The following is a 16,841-nucleotide window of genomic DNA, read 5'->3' on the forward strand; positions in this document are numbered from 1 at the left end:
CCGCGCCCGGCTACCCTGTCATTTGATCAAATTCCGGACATATCGGTTTCCCAGATGAGCGATACGAAAAACTGGCTGCGCAAGAACCCCGCCGTGCGGACGATCCGCGTGGCCGCCTGCGATCTCAACGGTCAGCCGCGCGGCAAGCGCGTGCCCGCGCGCTTTGCCCACAAGGTGGTCGAGGACGGCACGCGGTTTCCGTTCTCGGCGCTGAACCTCGACATCTGGGGGGAGGATATCGACGACAGCCCGCTGGTCTTCGAATCCGGCGACCGGGACGGGGTGCTGAAACCCACCGCGCGCGGCTTCGTCCCGATGCCCTGGCTGGAAGCGCCGAGCGCGCTGCTGCCGATCTGGATGTTCCACGAGACCGGCAAACCCTATGACGGCGATCCCCGCCACGCGCTGAGCGCGGTTCTCAAGCGCTACAAGGCGCGGGGGCTGACGCCCGTGGTGGCGCTGGAGCTGGAGTTCTTCCTGATCGACGACAGCGGCAAGACACTGCAGGTGCCGGTGTCGCCGCGGTCGGGCAAGCGGCGCAAGGCGGCCGAGGTGCTGTCGATCCGGGCGCTGGACCAGTTCGACAGCTTCTTCACCGATCTCTACGACGCCTGCGAGGAGATGGACATTCCCGCCGATACCGCGATTTCCGAGGCGGGGCTGGGACAGTTCGAGATCAACCTCATGCACCAGGACGACGCCCTGCGCGCCGCCGACGATGCCTGGCTGTTCAAGCTTCTGGTGCGCGGCATGGCGCGGCGGCACGGCTTCGCGGCCTCGTTCATGGCGAAACCCTACGAGGATTACGCTGGTTCGGGGATGCACATGCATTTCTCGGTGCTGGACGCCGAGGGCACCAACATCTTCGACGACGGCGGCCCCAAGGGCACCGACGCGCTTCGTCATGCGGTGGCGGGCTGCATGAACGGGATGCACGACAGCACGCTGATCTTTGCGCCGCATCTCAATTCCTACGAACGGCTGATCCCCGAGAACCACGCCCCGGTCGGCATCTGCTGGGGCTACGAAAACCGCACCGCCGCGATCCGCGTGCCCTCGGGCGCACCGGCGGCGCGGCGGATCGAACATCGCGTGGCGGGGGGCGACGTGAACCCATACCTGCTGATCGCCACCATCCTCGGCGCGGCGCTGACCGGGATCGAGGACGCGGCAGAGCCCCCCGCCCCGATCACCGGCAACGCCTATGCGCAGGAGCTGCCGACCATCCCCGGCGACTGGGAGGCCGCCATGGACGCCTTCGAGTCCAGCACCATCATTCCCCGCATCCTGCCCGAGGAACTGATCCGCAACCTGCTGCTGACCAAGCGCCAGGAATCCCATTTCATGGCCGAGCTGTCGCCGCAGGAACAGGTGGAAATCTATCTCGACACGGTCTGAGCGCCCCATGCCCCCCTTGCCGCCCGGGGCGTGCGGGACTAGGCTCCGGGCGATCCAAACATTCGGTGTTTCATGAAAATCGGCATCCTGCAGACCGGCCTCGTGCCCGAAGGCATGGCGGAGACCGTCGGGGAGTATCCCGACATGTTCGCGCGCCTGCTCGACGGTCGCGGCTTTACCTTCGAAACCTACCCGGTGGTCAAGGGCGCCTTTCCCGAGGGGCCGGAGGCGGCCGACGGCTGGCTCATCACCGGCTCGCGGCACGGGGTCTACGAGGATCACGACTGGCTGCCGCCGCTGGAAGAGCTGGTGCGCGCGATCTACGCCGCGGGCAAGCCGCTGGTCGGGGTGTGCTTCGGCCACCAGGTCATCGCGCAGGCGCTCGGCGGCAGGGTCGAGAAGTTCGCGGGCGGCTGGAAGGTCGGGCCGACCCCCTACCGTTTCGCCGACGGGGTGCGCACGATCAACGCCTGGCATCAGGACCAGGTCGTCGAAGCCCCGCAGGGTGCGGAGGTCGTCGCCGAGAGCGAGGGCTGCCGCTATGCCGCGCTGCACTATCCCGGCCACGCCTACACGGTGCAGCCGCATCCGGAATTCGACGACACCTTCACCCGCGCGCTGATCGAAACGCGCGGCCCCGGCGTGGTGCCGCAGGGACAGCTCGACGAGGCCTCCGGCAAGCTCGGGACGCCGCTCGACAGCGCGGCACTGGCCGACCAGTTCGCACGCTTCTTCCGGGAAAGGACCATCGCATGAGCGAGACGACCGACTGGACCGCGGGGCTTCCGGCCTCGGCACTGGCCTATCTCGAAGGGCGGCGGCTGGACGAGGTGGAGTGCATCGTTGCCGACCTGCCCGGCATCGCGCGCGGCAAGGCGGTGCCGGCGTCGAAATTCGCGCGACAGGCCTATTTCCACCTGCCGGAGTCGATCTTCTACCAGACGATCACCGGGGAATGGGGCGAGGCCGCGGGCGAGGAAGGCTTCATCGAACGCGACATGATCCTGCGCCCCGACATGGCCACCGCTACCGCCGCGCCCTGGACGGCGGACTGGACGCTGCAGGTGATCCACGACGCCTTCGACCGCAAGGGGGTGCCGATCTCCTACGCGCCGCGCAACGTGCTGAAGCGGGTGGTGAAGCTCTATGCCGACCAGGGCTGGGTGCCCGTGGTGGCGCCTGAGATGGAGTTCTACATCGTCGCCCGCAACCTCGACCCGGCCAAGGAGATCCAGCCGATGATGGGCCGTTCGGGACGTCCGGCGGCGGCGCGGCAGGCCTATTCGATGACGGCGGTGGACGAATTCGGGCCGGTGATCGACGACATCTACGATTTCGCCGAGGCGCAGGGGTTCGAGATCGACGGCATCACCCAGGAAGGCGGCGCCGGGCAGCTCGAGATCAACCTGCTGCACGGCGATCCGGTGAAGCTGGCGGACGAGATCTTCTATTTCAAGCGGCTCATCCGCGAGGCGGCGCTGCGCCACGACTGCTTTGCCACCTTCATGGCCAAGCCGATCGCGGGCGAGCCGGGAAGCGCCATGCACATCCACCACTCGGTGATGGACGTGGAAACCGGGCGCAACATATTCTCCGGGCCCGCCGGGGGCGAGACCGACGCCTTCTTCAACTTCATCGGCGGCCTGCAGGCGCATCTTCCCGCCGCCATCGCGGTGCTGGCGCCCTACGTCAACAGCTACCGGCGCTACGTGCCGGGCAGCGCCGCGCCGATCAACCTCGAATGGGGGCGCGACAACCGCACCACCGGCATCCGCATCCCGCTGTCCAGCGCCGAGGCGCGCCGGGTCGAGAACCGGCTGGCGGGTATGGATTGCAATCCCTACCTCGGGATCGCGGCCTCGCTCGCCTGCGGCTATCTCGGGCTGATGGAGGAGCGCCGTCCCTCCAAGCAGTTCCGCGGCGATGCCTACGAGGGCGAAGGCGACATCCCGCGCGTGCTGGGCCAGGCGCTGGACCTCTTCGACGAGGCCCCGGCCCTGCACGAGGTGCTGGGACCGGAATTCGCGCGGGTCTATTCCATCGTGAAACGGGCGGAATACGAGGAATTCCTGGGCGTGATCTCGCCCTGGGAGCGGGAGCATCTGCTGCTGAACGTGTGAGGCACGGCAGAAGGGAGGGGCCGGCCCCTCTGCGGCTGCGCCGCATTCACCCCGGGATATTTCCGGCCAGAAGAAGACGCGGGGAGAGGCGATGAACCTGCTGTTCAGCAACGATCGACGCGGGAGCTATCCCGAGAGCTGGTACGCGGCCACGGCGTCGGACCTGGCGCCCTTCCCGGTGCTGAAGGGCGAGATGCGCGCCGATGTCTGTGTCGTCGGGGGCGGCTACACCGGCCTGTCGGCGGCGCTGCACCTGGCCGAGGCGGGGCTGGACGTAGTGCTGGTCGAAGCGCATCGCGTGGGCTTCGGCGCCTCCGGGCGGAACGGCGGGCAGATGGGGTCGGGGCAGCGGGTCGACCAGCCGTCGCTGGAAAAGCTGGTCGGGGCCGGGCCGGCGCGCCATCTCTGGGATCTCGGGGAAGAGGCGAAGACGCTGGTGCGGGACCTGATCTCGCGGCACGGGATCGATTGCCACCTGCGGCCCGGCGTCGCCTGGTGCGGCTCCTCGCAGAGCGAGGTCGCGGATCTTCATGCCTATGCCCGGCACATGGGCGAGCATTATGGCTACGGGATCGAGGCGCTGGACCGGGAGGCCTTTCGCGAGGTCTGCCCGTCGCCCGACTACGCCGGCGGCGTGATCGACATGGGTGCCGCGCATCTGCATCCGCTGCGGCTGGCGCAGGGGCTGGCGGCGGCGGCGGCGGCGGCCGGGGCGCGGATCTTCGAACGCTCGCTGGTGCTGGAGCTGTCCGCAGGCGCGGGCGGCGTGGTGCGCTGCGAGAGCGGGTCGGTGCGGGCGGATCACGTGATCCTTGCCGCCAACGGCTATCTCGGCGGCCTGCAGCCGCAGGTGGCGCGACGGGTGATGCCGATCAACAACTTCATCGTGGCGACCGAACCGCTGGGCGCGCGCACCGCCGAGGTGCTGACCCGCGACATCGCGGTGGCGGATTCGAAGTTCGTGGTGAACTATTTCCGGCTCTCGCACGACGGCCGCCTGCTGTTCGGCGGCGGCGAGAGCTACGGCTACCGCTTTCCGTCGGACATCCGCGCCACCGTGCGCAAGCCGATGCTGAAGGTCTTTCCCTCGCTGGCGGACGTGCGCCTGGAGCATGCCTGGGGCGGCACGCTGGCGATCACCATGAAGCGCCTTCCGCTGCTGGCCCGGCTGGGGCCGAACCTGCTGTCGGCCTCGGGCTATTCGGGGCACGGGGTCGGCACGGCCGTTCATGCCGGGCGCCTGCTGGCCGAGGCGGTGCGCGGGCAGTCCGCGGGCTTCGACGCCATGGCGGCACTTCCCACCCCGGCCTTCCCCGGCGGCGCGGGATTGCGCAGCCCCCTGCTCGCCCTGGCGATGAGCTGGTACGCGTTGCGCGACAAACTCGGCATCTGAGCGCCCGAAACACCATATTCTGCGCGCTGCGACGTCCCGTCACGCGGGATTTTCGCTTGGCTGTTACATGATCGGTGTTTAAGCTTTCCCGAAGACAACATTCGGGAAATCGAAAGATGGCCACGTTGCCCAACATGCATGACGCCGAACCCATCCCCGAAGAGGCACGGGCCGAGATCGACCGCCTGCTTCAATCGGGGGATCTGTTCCGCTACACCGCGCCGGAGGATGCCCCCGTCACCCTGCTGGAGCGGGAATTCGCGGAGCTTCTGGGAAGCCGCTACGCCCTGGCCGTGTCGAGCTGCTCGGCGGCGCTGTTCCTGTCGCTGAAGGCGCTGGACCTGCCGCGCGACGCGCGGGTGCTGATTCCCGGCTTCACCTTTGCCGCCGTCCCGTCCGCGGTGATTCACGCCGATTGCGTGCCGGTGCTCTGCGAAGTGGGCATGAACTACCGCATCGACATGGCCGATTTCGAGGCAAAGCTCGACGGGGTGCAGGCGGTGCTCATCAGTCACATGCGCGGGCATACCTCGGACATGGACGCGATCATGGCGCTGTGCGACGCGCGCGGCCTGCCGGTGATCGAGGACGCGGCGCATTCGCTGGGCACCCGCTGGGCGGGGCGCAACATCGGCACCATCGGGCGGATCGGCTGCTTTTCCTTCCAGAGCTACAAGCTGGTCAATGCCGGCGAGGGCGGCGTGCTGATCACCGACGATCCGGAGATCGTGGCGCGGGCGGTCATCCTGTCGGGCGCCTACGAGCACACATGGAAGAAGCACACGCAGCGCGGCGACAACACCGGCGCACTGGAGGCGGCCTTTGCCCGCTGGCAGAACAAGCTGCCGCTCTACAATCTCCGCATGTCGAACCTGTCGGCGGCGATCATCCGCCCGCAGTTGCCGCATGTCGCACGGCGGGTGCGGGACGGGCTGCGCAACCACGATTTCGTCGCGGCGCGCCTGGCCGAAAGCCCGTGGATCGACGTTCCGGCAAAGCTGCCCCCGGAACAGCGGGCGCCGGATTCGCTGCAGTTCAACCTCGTCGGGATGGACCGGACGGAGATGGCGGCCTTTGCCGATGCGGCGGCGGCCGGCGGCGTGAAGGTGCAGATCTTCGGCCTGTCCACCGACAACGCTCGCGCCTACTGGAACTGGGAATTCCTGCCCGAGATGCCGGATCTGCCCGCGACCCGCGCCATGCTGGAATGCGCCTGCGACACCCGCCTGCCCGCCCGGCTGACGCTGGAGGACTGCGCGCTGCTGGCGGATGTGCTGGTGCAGGCCGCCGAGGATGTCATGGGACCGCTGCGCGCCTACGGCACCTGATCCACGGCAACGCGCGAAACGACAAGAGGCGCCGCGGCGCCTCTTTCCGTTTCTGCCGGAGCGTCTCGAGCGCGCCGCATCGACCGGGCGTCGCCCCCCGGTCGGCCGAGGTCACTTCTCCATGCGGGAGAGTTTTTTCTGAAGTGCTGCGAGCTGCTTCTTGATCGCGTCGAGGTCTTCTTCCTCGTCATCCTCGGGGGCGGGTTTGTCCGACACCGGCCATTTCGCCGGAATGCCGCTGGTCACCGCCTTGAGGAAGGCCTCCTGCTGGGCCTGCATCGCCTCGAACGCCGGGATCTTGGCTATGGGGTTCATCTGCGACATGCTCTCGGCCCACTTGCTCTGGCTGTCGCGGAACATCTCGAAGCTGGCCGCAAGGAACTGCGGCACGACCGAGGTTGCCTGCGTCGTGTAGCTGCGCACCAGATCGTTGAGCACGTTGATCGGCAGCATGCTTTCGCCGCGGCTTTCGTGTTCGGCGACGATCTGCAACAGGTACTGCCGGGTCAGATCGTCCCCGGATTTGAGGTCGACGATCTGGACCTCGCGCCCGTCCCGGATGAAGCCGGCAATATCCTCAAGCGTCACATAATCGCTGGTCTCGGTGTTGTAGAGCCGGCGGCTGGCGTAGCGCTTGATCAGCAGTGGTTTTTCCGTGTCTGCCAACTCTCCATCTCCCAATCATGCAGCGTTGCAGCAAAGCCTATGCGAGCGCAGAAAAAAAGAAAAGCACTAGATGTGACCGATGTTTGCGCGCAGCGAAGGCGGTTTTCGCTGCGCAGCATTTTCCACGCTCAGCCCTGCGGCGACGCGGCATAGATGCGGTCGACGAAATCCTGCGTGCCGCGCCCGAATTCAAGCGGCAGCGGGTAGTCCGCCTCGCCTTTCACGGTGGCGTTGAAGGCTTCGACCTGCAGAACGTAGTGGTTTGCGGCGGGCCAGCGCCATTCGCGGATCTCGAGTCCGGGGCCGTGCAGCTCCAGCCGGGCCTCGCCGAAGACCTGGACGTTGAACGGCACCGGCAGGCGCATCACGCCGGTCTCGCCGTGCAGCACGATCTCCTGCCAGGGCGCGGCGCGCATCGAGACGCGGCCGGTGTAGAGGAAGTCCGGAAACTGCGCCATGACATGCGCCGAGGCGTCGATGCCGTTCTGCCAGTCGATCTTCGCGGCCAGGATCTCGCCCGGTTCCTGCCCGGTGATGAGACGGATCGAGCCGAAGGCATAGATGCCGATGTCGGGCAGCGCGCCGCCGCCGGCATCGGGCTTGTTGCGGATGTTGTCGAGGTCGGCGTTGAAGAAGGTGTGGGTGGAATCGACCCGCACCAGCTTGCCGATCGCGCCCTCCTGCAGCAGTTCACGGGCCTTGGCCATCTGCGGGTGATGGGCGACCATCCAGGCCTCGGCGATGAGCTTGCCGGTGCGGTCGCGGGCCTCGATGAGGCGGTCGAACTCGTCGGCCTTCATGGCGATGGGCTTTTCGCACAGCACGTGCTTGCCCGCCTCCGCCGCGCGGATCGACCATTCGACGTGCAGGGCATTGGGCAGCGGGATGTAGACCGCGTCGATCTCGGGGTCCGCGAGCATCGCGTCGTAGCTGTCGTGCACCCGGATGCCGGGCGCGAAGGCGGCAAAGCCCGCCGCCTTGTCGGGGCTGGAGGTTGCCAGCGCGGCAAAGGCCCCGCCCCGCGCCGCGTGGATCGCGGGCGCCATGTGGTTGCGTGCGAAGTTGGACGCGCCGAGGACGCCCCACCGGATGTGATCTGCCATTGTCGGCTCCCTTGTTCGTTCGGGGCGACGTTAGCGCCAACCGGCCCGGGTGCAAGCAGAACGCCCGCCGAATGGCGGGCGTCTGCGACGTTTCACGAAGGGCGATCAGGCCGGTACGACCATGCCCTGCTCGGCGGCGAGATCGCGCATGCGCTTCTGCAGCTTCTCGAAGGCGCGCACCTCGATCTGGCGGATGCGCTCGCGGCTGACGTTGTAGACCGACGACAGATCCTCGAGCGTCACGGCCTGTTCGGCGAGGCGGCGCTGGGTGAGAATGTCCTTCTCGCGGTCGTTCAGAACGTCCATCGCCTGCATCAGCAATTCGCGGCGCGCTTCCATCTCGTTGCGCTCGGCATAGTCGGCGGCCTGGTCGGCGTCTTCGTCCTCCAGCCAGTCCTGCCACTGCATGGTGCCTTCGCCCTCGCTGCCCACCGTGGCGTTGAGCGACGCATCGCCCCCCGACAGCCGGCGGTTCATCGAGATCACCTCGTCATGGGTCACGCCGAGGTCGTTGGCGATGCGTTCCACGTGCTCGGGACGCAGGTCGCCCTCTTCCAGCGCGCCGATGCGGTTCTTGGCCTTGCGCAGATTGAAGAACAGCTTCTTCTGCGCCGAGGTCGTGCCCAGCTTCACCAGCGACCAGGACCGCAGGATGTATTCCTGGATCGAGGCACGGATCCACCACATCGCGTAGGTGGCGAGGCGGAAGCCCTTTTCGGGGTCGAACCGCTTGACCGCCTGCATCAGGCCGACGTTGGCTTCGGAAATCACCTCGGCCTGCGGCAGGCCGTAGCCGCGGTAGCCCATGGCGATCTTGGCCGCGAGGCGCAGGTGGCTTGTCACCATCTTGTGCGCGGATTCGGCGTCCTGGTCTTCGACCCAACGCTTGGCCAGCATGTATTCTTCTTCCGGTTCGAGCAGCGGAAACTTCCGGATTTCCGAAAGGTAGCGGCTGAGACCGGCTTCCGGCGTCGGCGCCGGGAGATTTGCATAATTGCTCACTTGCCCTGTTTCCTCCAATGTTACGGAGCTTAACATCCCATATGGGAGCGCACCGTCCACGTTTCAAGCGTCTGCACGCTTCTATGTTGATACGATGTTAACGCGGGTTTCCGTCGCAGGGGGCCGACATTTCCACGTCTTCACGTCAATGGGAATATACGGTGAGCGATGCGCGGTTTCAGGTGGGGAAATCCGCACGTCCATTGTGCAGATGGGTCAGGAAGTGCCACGCAGGGCCGCCAACAGTGCGCTCATGTCGTCGGGAAGCGGGGCGTCGAAGGTCAGGTGTTCGTCGGTGACGGGATGGTCGAAACCCAGCAGCGCCGCGTGCAGCGCCTGCCTGTCGAAGCCCGCAACCGCCGCCATCGCCGGCGCACCGAGCGCCGAGGCCGGCAGCTTGCGCCGTCCGCCATAGGTCGGATCGCCCACGAGCCCGTGCCCGGCGTGGGCCATGTGGACGCGGATCTGGTGGGTGCGTCCGGTTTCCAGACGGCATTCCACCAGCGCCAGCGCCGGCGGTGTGCCGAAGGTTTCGAGAACGCGGGCCCGGGTGACGGCATGGCGCCCCTGCCCGTCGAAGGAGACCGCCTGCCGCTGCCGGTCGGTCCTGTGCCGCCCCAGCCCCGACTGGATGCGGATCACCGAGCCGGGTTCCATCGACACGCCCCGGATGCCGCGCAGGCGCGGATCGCCCGGATCGGGCACGCCGTTGACCACGGCCATGTAGGCACGCTCGGCGCTGTGCGCCTCGAACTGGGCGGCGAGGCCGTGATGCGCGCGGTCCGATTTCGCCACCACCAGCAGGCCCGAGGTATCCTTGTCGATGCGGTGCACGATGCCGGGCCTCCTGGAGCCGCCGACACCGGAGAGGGCGCCTCCGAAGTGGTGCAGCAGGGCGTTCACCAGCGTGCCCGTCGGGGTTCCGGGCGCGGGATGCACCACCATGCCCGCAGGCTTGTTCACCACCACCAGGTCGGCATCCTCCCAGACGATTTCCAGAGGGATGTCCTCGGGGCCGATGTGGCTGTCCTCGGCTTCGGGAACGAGGATGTCGATCACGTCGCCCTCGGCCACCCTGGCCTTGGGATCGGTCAGGATCTCGTCGCCGCGCCGCACCGCTCCCTCGGCGATCAGCCGGGACAGGCGGGTCCGCGACAGGGCGGCCTCGTCCGGCACATCCCGCGCCAGCGCCTTGTCAAGGCGCGGCGGCGGGGCTACCCCGATGGTGACTCGCAAAGGAGTGTCCATGTCCCAGACTCCAGATCCCGAAGACCTGCCGGAACCGGCCAACCTCCGCTTTCTGCGGATCCTGGTGACGGTGCTCACGGCATTGATGATTTTGGGGCTTCTAGCGATCCTGACGCTGGTTGTCATCCGCTACACGACGACCCGCACGCCTTTGCCCGAGGTCATCACCCTGCCCGACGGCGCGACGGCCACCGCCTATACCCAGGGGGCGGACTGGTACGCCGTGGTGACGGAGGCGGACGAGATCCTGATCTTCGACCGCTCCACCGGCAAGCTGCGCCAGACGCTGCGCATCGAACCGGCGCGCTGAGCCGCGCTCAGGCGCGGGCGCGCTGCCGCCAGTCCGTGGCATAGGCGGCGTGGGCGGCCTGTGCCGCCTCGTCCCCGCGCGGGTGATCGCGCGGCGGCGGCACCGCGCCCTGCGGATCGGCCAGCAGCGCCGCCCCGGCGCTGGTGCCCGTGGCCGAGGCCGAACAGGCGACCGCCCTCCCCGTCGCTGCGGCCAGCATGTCGAGGAACAGCCGGTTGCCGCCGAATGGCCCCTCGACCACCGTGCGGCCGCGCGCGCCGATCAGCGACAGGCACTCGGCGGTCATCAGCCCGAGGTAGAAGGACAGCGCCGCGGACTTCTCGCCCGCCGTCATGGCGGGATCGCTCCACCCGCCGCCGCGCCCCGGAAAGGGGCCGGAGGCGGTCTCGACCGAGGGAAGCAGGAACAACCGCTCGCGCAGGACGCGGGCGATGTCCGCTGCGTCGGGCGGCGCGGTTTCGCCGCGCAGGCGTTCGTATTCGCGCCCGCCCATGAACCGCGCCGATGGTGTCGCCCCGCCATGCGCGTTGACGTTCATCAGCGTGTCCCGCGCCGGATCGAGGGGACGCGCCTCCCCCCCGACCGCCATGGAAATCACCCAGGTTCCCGTCGACACCACCGAAAACGGCGCCTCCTGCGTCAGGAGATGCGGCAGGAGCGAGGCATTGGAATCGTGCAGCCCGGAATGGACCGGCGTCGCGGGATCGAGGCCCGTCCGCCGCGCGATCTCGGGCAGGATCACCCCCGCGCGGTCGGCGGCCCGCGCCAGCGGCGCCATCCGGCCCGACAGCCCCAGCCCGTCGACCAGCGCGCTGAACCGCCCCTCGCGCGGCAGCCAGAGATCCGTGTGACAGCCGAGCGAGGTGTATTCGCAGCCGTAGACCCCGCCAAGCTGCCCCGACCAGAACTGCGGATAGGTCACCACCTGCGCCAGTCGCGACGCCAGCCCGGCCTGCGTTTCCAGCAGCCAGTGCAATTGCGCCCCGAGGTTCAGCCCCATCGCCAGGCGTGGCGAACCGGTCAGCGCGAAATCCGGGCGCAGCGCGTCATAGACGGCGGCCAGCGCATCCGGCCCGGTGTGTTCGTAGTCCAGCATCGGGCAGGCCAGCCCGCCGTCGCCGTCCAGCAGCACCGCCGAGGCCCCGTGCGTGGTCACGCTGACCGCGTCGACCGGGTGCTCGGCATGAAGCCGCGCCAGCGCGTCGAGCAGGAAGGTCCGGATCCCCGCGACGTCGAAATGCGGATAGGGCGGACCGGGGCGCACGGTGTTGGGCCGCGTCAGCACCCCGACCTCGGCCATGGTGGCGGTGTCGACCACGGCGACCTTGGCATTGGTCTTGCCGATGTCGATGACGGCGACGCGGCTCATGGCATGTGGAACATCGGCACGAGCGGCACCGCGACGGGTTCGTTGTCGGCGCGGGTCTCCATGAGGTCGGCCATGTGGGCCCACCACCGCTGCATGACCGCCTGGCCGGGCAGATCGTCCATGCGGTGATCCGGCGGTCGCCGGAGCACGCCGAACAGCAGGTTGGTCTCTTCGTCCAGGTGGATGGAGTAGTCCGACACGCCCGCGTCCCTGAGCAGCGCGACGAGTTCGGGCCAGATGGCGTCGTGGCGGCGACGGTATTCGCCGGCACAGCCGGGGTTCAGACGCATCCGGAAGGCGTAGGTCTCCATCACCGCCTCCACATCGCCCAGAGCCGCGGCAGCGCGATTACCCCGATCAGCAGCAGGCCGATGAAGATCGACATGACGATCCCCGGCACGTTCAGCAGGCCAAGGCCGAAGGTCACGAGGCCCATGACGAAGGCGGCGATCACCACGCCGGGAATGGTTCCCGACCCGCCGAGGATCGACACGCCGCCGAGCACGACCATGGTCACGACCTCGAGTTCCCAGCCCGTGCCGATGGAGGGCCGGGTCGAGCCGAGCCGCGCGGTCAGGCAGATCGCGGCGATGCCGGACATGAGGCCCGTGAGCAGGAACAGGGTGAATTTCACCTTGCCGACGCGGATACCGGAAAAGGTTGCCGCCGTCGCGTTGTTGCCGATGGCATAGACCATGCGGCCGAAATTGGTGCGGTGCAGCAGGATGCCGTAGAGCACCGCCAGCACCGCGAACAGCACCAGTTCAAACGAGATCACCCAGACCACGTAGCCCTGCCCGAAGTAACTGAAGGCCGCCGGGTAGCCGCGGAAGGCCTGGTCCCCCAGCACGATGTACGAGATGCCCCGGAACAGGCTCATGGTGCCGATGGTCACCACGATGGACGGCAACCCAAGCCCGGTGACCAGCGCGCCGTTGATCGCCCCGCAGGCCAGCCCGGTCGCGAGGCCGATCAGCACGAGTTCGGGTGTCCCCGCCCCCATCTGCACCGCAAAGCCCATCGCGGTCGAGGCCAGCGCGATGATCGAGGCGACGGAGAGGTCGATTTCGCCCGAGATGATGAGCAGCGCCATGGCAAAGGCGATCATCGCCTTCTCGGTGAAGTTGAAGGTGGCGTCGCTGAGGTTCCAGGCGTTCAGGAAGTACGGCGAGGCAAGGCTGTTGGCGACGAAGATCGCCACCGCCACGCCCAGCAGCAGCACCTCCCAGCTTTTCAGCAGCCGGGCCGACCGAGACTGAAGCCGGTCCGGCAGGCGGCGCCGGGGCGTGGCGGGATCGGTCAGGGTGGCGTCGCTCATGCGTGGCCCTCCGCGCGCTTGAGGATGATGCGGCCCTTGCCCCGGCCCGAGCGGGCGTTGAAGGCCACGGCGATGATGATCGCGCTGCCCGAGATGGCGAGCTGCCAGAACGGCGAGATGTCGACCACGGGCAGGGCGTTCTTGACGATGCCGAGGAACAGCGCCCCGAGCAGCGTGCCGAGGATGGTGCCCGCGCCCCCGGCGATCGAGATGCCGCCGATCACGCAGGCCGCGACCACGTCGAGCTCGAATCCGCCGGCGATGTCGACATAGGCCACCGAATAGCGCGCGACCCAGAGGTAGCCGGTCAGCCCGGCGAGCATCCCCGACAGGGTGAAGGCGATGAACTGCGTCCGCCCCACGTCGAGCCCGGTGTAGACGGCGGCATGGGGGTTGCCCCCGACCGCGTAGAAGGCCCGCCCTGTGGGGGTCCGCGCGATCATCAGCACGAAGAGCGCGACCATCGCGATGGCGATCCAGGCCAGCATCGGCAGGCCGAGCAGGACGAGGCGCGGAAAGCCGGTGAAGGCGGCGGACATCTCGTGTGCATTGACCCACTCGCCGCCGGAGATGACGAAGATGATGCCGCGGTAGATGGTCATGGTGCCCAGCGTCACCACGATGGGCGGGATCGAGAGCTTCCACACCATCAGCCCGTTGACCGCCCCCATCGCCGCGCCGAGCGCCAGCGACAGCAGCAGGATCACCGCCACCGGCACCCCGGGGGCCGCGGCATTGAGCATGGCGCAGACCATGCCGGTCAGCGCGAGGTTCGCGGCCACCGACAGGTCGATGCAGCGCGTCAGGATCACCACCGTCTGCCCGAGCGCGAGAAGGATCAGCGGCGAGGTGTCGGTGAACACCCGCGCGAGGTTGCCCGGCGTGACGAAGCCCGGAAAGCGGCTGGCGATCAGCGCCAGAAGGACGGCGATGGCGCCCATCAGGATCGCCTCGCGGGATTTCAGGAAGGCGTTCATGCCGGTTCTCCGATGCCGGCCGCGTGGCGGACCAGCGTTTCAGGGGTCAGGTCGTCCCCGCTCAGTTCGGCGGCGATCAACCCCTCGCGCATGACGATGACCCGGTCCGACATGCCCAGCACCTCGGGGATCTCGGAGCTGACCATGATGACGGCCAGTCCCTCGGCGGCGAGTTCGGCCATGAAGGAATGCACGGCGGCCTTGGAGCCGATGTCGATGCCCTTGGTCGGCTCGTCGAGGATGATGACCCTGGGTTTCGTGGCCAGCCACTTGGCGATGACCACCTTCTGCTGGTTGCCCCCCGACAGGTTGCCGACATCCTGATCGAGCGCCGAGGCGCGCAGGTCGAGCCGTTCGGTATAGTCCCGCGCCAGCGCGAATTCCTCGGCAAGGCGCAGGAAGCCGTTGCGCGAGGTGCGCGACAGCGACGGCAGCGTGACGTTCTGGAAGATCGGCAGGCCCAGCACCGCGCCCTGCCTGCCGCGGTCCTCGGGGACGTAGACGATGCCGTTGGCGATGGCCTCGGCGGGAGAGCGGATCACCCGCACCTTGCCGTCGATCCGCACCGCGCCCTTCGCGGGGCGCGTCACCCCGAACAGCGCCTGCATCACCTCGGAGCGCCCTGCCCCCACCAGCCCGTAAAATCCCAGGATCTCGCCCCGCCGCAGGGTGAAGCCGATGTCGTCGAACTCGGTCGGATGGGCGTATCCGACCACCTTGAGCACCTCGTCGCCGACGGCGTGCACGCGCTCGGGAAAGATCTGGTCGACCGAGCGCCCGACCATGAGCCGCACGAGATCCGCCTCGTCGACCTCCGAAATCAGCCCGGAGCCGACGTGCTGGCCGTCGCGAAAGACGGTGTATCGGTCGGCGATGCGGAAAATCTCGTCGAACTTGTGGCTGATGAACAGGATCGCCCGGCCTTCGGCCTTGAGCCGTTCGACAAGATCGTAAAGCTCCTCGATCTCCTTGTGGGACAGGGCGGCGGTGGGTTCGTCCATGATGACCACGCGGGCATCCACCGACAGCGCGCGGGCGATCGCGACGAGGTGGCGCGAGGCAATGCCGAGCTCGTGCAGCGGCATGTCGGGATCGAGGTCGGCCTCGATCCGGTCGAGGATCTCGCGGGCGCGGCGGCGCATTTCGGGCCAGTCGATCAGGCCGAACCGGCTGCGCGGCGCGTGACCGATGAAGATATTCTCGGCGACCGAAAGTTCGTCGAACAGCACGGTTTCCTGGTGGATCGCGGTGATGCCCGCGTCGGTCGCATGCTGCGCGGTCGGAAACTGCCGCGCCACCCCGTCGAGCAGGATGGACCCGCCGTCGGGCTGGTAGATCCCGGTGAGCGTCTTGACGATGGTCGACTTGCCCGCGCCGTTCTCGCCCACCAGCGCCGTCACCTGGCCCGGGTAGAGATCGAGCGACACTTCGGACAGCGCCTTCACCCCCGGAAAGGTCTTGGTGATACGGTCGAGCGTCAGGACGGGAACCGCCATGGCATTGGCGCCCGCCGGTCGGCGGGTGTCGAGGCTGAGCTGCATCGCGGCCTCCGGGATGCGGGGTGACAGGGGGCCCGGCGCGGCAGGGCGCGCGCCGGGCGGAGGGATCAGAAGATGCCCTTGAACTCGTCGATGTTGGAGCCGTCGTAGACGAAGGGATCGGCCATCGCGCCCTCGTTGTTGTCGTCGAGGGTGAGCGTGCCCATCCGGCCCATCGGGATCTCGGCCCCGGGGCCGGCTTCGGCCTTGTCGGTGGCCAGTTCGTAGGCGAGGTAGGCCGCCGAATAGCCCAGGTCGATGGGATTCCAGATCGCGAAGGACTTGGACGCCCCGCTCTCGATCGCGCCGGCCATCTCGGACGGCAGCCCGAGACCGGTGACATTCACCTGCCCGACCTTGCCCGCATCCTCGACGGCGCGCGCGGCGGCGACGATCCCCACCGAGGTCGGCGCGATGATCGCGTCGAGATCCGGATAGGTCTGCATCAGGCCTGTCGCCTCGCGGTAGGATTTGTCCGCAAGGTCGTCGCCGTAGACGGTCGAGACCACCTCGATGCCGGGATAGTTGCCCATCACCTTGTTCATCTCGTCGATCCAGGTGTTCTGGTTGGTCGAGGTGGTGGTGGCCGACAGCACCGCGACCTTGCCCCCGTCGGGCAGTTCATCGGCGGCAAGCTTGATGATCATGTTGCCGATCAGCGGGTTGGACGACGGGTTGAGGTGCAGTTCGCGCCCTTCGGGGGCCACGCCGGAATCCCACGAGATCACCGTGATCCCGCGCTGCATCGCCTTCTTGAGCGCCGGCACCAGCGCGTCGGTGTCGTTGGCCGAAATTGCGATCGCGTCGACCTGCTGCGCGATCAGCGCATTGATGACCTCGATCTGACCCTCGGCTGTGGTGTCGGTCGGGCCGGTGTAGATGATCTCCACGTCGCCCAGTTCCTTGGCGGCCTCCTCGGCGCCCTTGGCGGCGGCCTCGAAAAAGCCGATGCCCAGCGCCTTGACCACCAGCGCGATGCGCACCTTGTCCTGCGCCTGCGCCGCTCCGCCGGCGAGCATCATCGCGGCCAGCGCCGCGCCTCCGAAGAGTCTCCTCGTCATGCTCATGTCA

16 protein-coding genes are annotated in these 16,841 nt (G+C 67.9%); 6 read left to right on the forward strand and 10 right to left on the reverse strand.

What is annotated here, in order from left to right; translation table 11 throughout:
- The first annotated feature begins 54 nt into the window (after positions 1–54).
- The 5 genes from ACN0RJ_RS15345 to ACN0RJ_RS15365 all read left to right on the forward strand — a co-directional run bounded on the left by ACN0RJ_RS15345 (position 55) and on the right by ACN0RJ_RS15365 (position 6,239).
- On the forward strand, positions 55–1,398 hold the full coding sequence (locus tag ACN0RJ_RS15345) for a glutamine synthetase family protein (RefSeq protein ID WP_417719696.1): 1,344 nt from the start codon (positions 55–57) through the stop codon (positions 1,396–1,398).
- Between the two features lie 72 nt (positions 1,399–1,470).
- Positions 1,471–2,154: a type 1 glutamine amidotransferase gene (locus tag ACN0RJ_RS15350; protein WP_417719697.1), complete on the forward strand. Its 684-nt coding sequence runs from the start codon at positions 1,471–1,473 to the stop codon at positions 2,152–2,154.
- On the forward strand, positions 2,151–3,518 hold the full coding sequence (locus tag ACN0RJ_RS15355) for a glutamine synthetase family protein (protein WP_417724813.1): 1,368 nt from the start codon (positions 2,151–2,153) through the stop codon (positions 3,516–3,518). Before ACN0RJ_RS15350 ends, ACN0RJ_RS15355 begins: the two co-directional genes overlap by 4 nt.
- A gap of 91 nt (positions 3,519–3,609) precedes the next feature.
- Positions 3,610–4,911: an NAD(P)/FAD-dependent oxidoreductase gene (locus ACN0RJ_RS15360; RefSeq protein ID WP_417724814.1), complete on the forward strand. Its 1,302-nt coding sequence runs from the start codon at positions 3,610–3,612 to the stop codon at positions 4,909–4,911.
- A gap of 116 nt (positions 4,912–5,027) precedes the next feature.
- Entirely contained in the window at positions 5,028–6,239 is a 1,212-nt protein-coding gene (locus ACN0RJ_RS15365; RefSeq protein ID WP_417724815.1) for a DegT/DnrJ/EryC1/StrS family aminotransferase, read from the forward strand.
- A 111-nt stretch (positions 6,240–6,350) separates the two neighbouring features.
- Here the strand turns inward: ACN0RJ_RS15365 and phaR are convergent, their stop codons facing one another.
- The 4 genes from phaR to ACN0RJ_RS15385 form a co-directional block, all read right to left on the reverse strand.
- Positions 6,351–6,905, reverse strand: a complete 555-nt coding sequence (phaR, locus tag ACN0RJ_RS15370) for a polyhydroxyalkanoate synthesis repressor PhaR (RefSeq protein WP_417724816.1) — start codon at positions 6,903–6,905, stop codon at positions 6,351–6,353.
- Positions 6,906–7,033: 128 nt separating this feature from the next.
- Entirely contained in the window at positions 7,034–8,008 is a 975-nt protein-coding gene (locus ACN0RJ_RS15375; RefSeq protein ID WP_417724817.1) for a Gfo/Idh/MocA family protein, read from the reverse strand.
- A gap of 105 nt (positions 8,009–8,113) precedes the next feature.
- A complete protein-coding gene (rpoH, locus tag ACN0RJ_RS15380) occupies positions 8,114–9,010 on the reverse strand; it encodes an RNA polymerase sigma factor RpoH (protein ID WP_417719703.1) in 897 nt (298 codons plus the stop codon).
- Positions 9,011–9,226: 216 nt separating this feature from the next.
- Positions 9,227–10,258: an RluA family pseudouridine synthase gene (locus ACN0RJ_RS15385; protein WP_417724818.1), complete on the reverse strand. Its 1,032-nt coding sequence runs from the start codon at positions 10,256–10,258 to the stop codon at positions 9,227–9,229.
- On the opposite strand from ACN0RJ_RS15385, the gene ACN0RJ_RS15390 reads away from it, so the two are divergent.
- Positions 10,257–10,568, forward strand: a complete 312-nt coding sequence (locus ACN0RJ_RS15390) for a DUF6476 family protein (protein ID WP_417719705.1) — start codon at positions 10,257–10,259, stop codon at positions 10,566–10,568. The genes ACN0RJ_RS15385 and ACN0RJ_RS15390 overlap by 2 nt on opposite strands.
- Positions 10,569–10,575: 7 nt before the next feature.
- On the opposite strand, the gene ACN0RJ_RS15395 is transcribed toward ACN0RJ_RS15390, so the two are convergent.
- The 6 genes from ACN0RJ_RS15395 to rhaS form a co-directional block, all read right to left on the reverse strand.
- The gene (locus tag ACN0RJ_RS15395) at positions 10,576–11,937 is read right to left on the reverse strand and encodes an FGGY-family carbohydrate kinase (RefSeq protein ID WP_417724819.1); all 1,362 of its coding nucleotides are present in this window, start codon (positions 11,935–11,937) and stop codon (positions 10,576–10,578) included.
- Positions 11,934–12,248, reverse strand: coding sequence for an L-rhamnose mutarotase (rhaM, locus tag ACN0RJ_RS15400; RefSeq protein WP_417719707.1), 315 nt, complete (start codon positions 12,246–12,248; stop codon positions 11,934–11,936). Before rhaM ends, ACN0RJ_RS15395 begins: the two co-directional genes overlap by 4 nt.
- Positions 12,248–13,255 carry an ABC transporter permease gene (locus ACN0RJ_RS15405; protein WP_417724820.1) on the reverse strand — a complete coding sequence of 336 codons (1,008 nt, stop codon included), beginning with the start codon at positions 13,253–13,255 and terminating at the stop codon, positions 12,248–12,250. The genes rhaM and ACN0RJ_RS15405 overlap by 1 nt, the downstream gene beginning before the upstream one ends.
- The gene (locus tag ACN0RJ_RS15410; RefSeq protein ID WP_417724821.1) at positions 13,252–14,232 is read right to left on the reverse strand and encodes an ABC transporter permease; all 981 of its coding nucleotides are present in this window, start codon (positions 14,230–14,232) and stop codon (positions 13,252–13,254) included. The genes ACN0RJ_RS15405 and ACN0RJ_RS15410 overlap by 4 nt, the downstream gene beginning before the upstream one ends.
- Entirely contained in the window at positions 14,229–15,773 is a 1,545-nt protein-coding gene (locus ACN0RJ_RS15415) for a sugar ABC transporter ATP-binding protein (RefSeq protein ID WP_417724822.1), read from the reverse strand. Before ACN0RJ_RS15415 ends, ACN0RJ_RS15410 begins: the two co-directional genes overlap by 4 nt.
- A 65-nt stretch (positions 15,774–15,838) precedes the next feature.
- Positions 15,839–16,837 (reverse strand): rhamnose ABC transporter substrate-binding protein, encoded by a 999-nt coding sequence (gene rhaS, locus ACN0RJ_RS15420; protein WP_417719711.1) that lies wholly within the window; start codon positions 16,835–16,837, stop codon positions 15,839–15,841.
- Positions 16,838–16,841 lie beyond the last annotated feature (4 nt).

It is taken from the genome of Salipiger sp., assembly GCF_048261495.1.
In the GTDB taxonomy this organism is placed as follows: domain Bacteria; phylum Pseudomonadota; class Alphaproteobacteria; order Rhodobacterales; family Rhodobacteraceae; genus Salipiger.

Excerpts from the sequence above, each read along its gene's own strand:
- ACN0RJ_RS15345 (WP_417719696.1), top strand. The coding sequence starts at position 55 with ATGAGCGATACGAAAAACTGGCTGCGCAAGAACCCCGCCGTGCGGACG.
- ACN0RJ_RS15350 (WP_417719697.1), top strand. The coding sequence starts at position 1,471 with ATGAAAATCGGCATCCTGCAGACCGGCCTCGTGCCCGAAGGCATGGCG.
- ACN0RJ_RS15355 (WP_417724813.1), top strand. The coding sequence starts at position 2,151 with ATGAGCGAGACGACCGACTGGACCGCGGGGCTTCCGGCCTCGGCACTG.
- ACN0RJ_RS15360 (WP_417724814.1), top strand. The coding sequence starts at position 3,610 with ATGAACCTGCTGTTCAGCAACGATCGACGCGGGAGCTATCCCGAGAGC.
- ACN0RJ_RS15365 (WP_417724815.1), top strand. The coding sequence starts at position 5,028 with ATGGCCACGTTGCCCAACATGCATGACGCCGAACCCATCCCCGAAGAG.
- ACN0RJ_RS15375 (WP_417724817.1), bottom strand. The coding sequence starts at position 8,008 with ATGGCAGATCACATCCGGTGGGGCGTCCTCGGCGCGTCCAACTTCGCA.
- ACN0RJ_RS15390 (WP_417719705.1), top strand. The coding sequence starts at position 10,257 with ATGTCCCAGACTCCAGATCCCGAAGACCTGCCGGAACCGGCCAACCTC.
- ACN0RJ_RS15385 (WP_417724818.1), bottom strand. The coding sequence starts at position 10,258 with ATGGACACTCCTTTGCGAGTCACCATCGGGGTAGCCCCGCCGCCGCGC.
- ACN0RJ_RS15395 (WP_417724819.1), bottom strand. The coding sequence starts at position 11,937 with ATGAGCCGCGTCGCCGTCATCGACATCGGCAAGACCAATGCCAAGGTC.
- rhaM (WP_417719707.1), bottom strand. The coding sequence starts at position 12,248 with ATGGAGACCTACGCCTTCCGGATGCGTCTGAACCCCGGCTGTGCCGGC.
- ACN0RJ_RS15405 (WP_417724820.1), bottom strand. The coding sequence starts at position 13,255 with ATGAGCGACGCCACCCTGACCGATCCCGCCACGCCCCGGCGCCGCCTG.
- ACN0RJ_RS15410 (WP_417724821.1), bottom strand. The coding sequence starts at position 14,232 with ATGAACGCCTTCCTGAAATCCCGCGAGGCGATCCTGATGGGCGCCATC.
- ACN0RJ_RS15415 (WP_417724822.1), bottom strand. The coding sequence starts at position 15,773 with ATGCAGCTCAGCCTCGACACCCGCCGACCGGCGGGCGCCAATGCCATG.
- rhaS (WP_417719711.1), bottom strand. The coding sequence starts at position 16,837 with ATGAGCATGACGAGGAGACTCTTCGGAGGCGCGGCGCTGGCCGCGATG.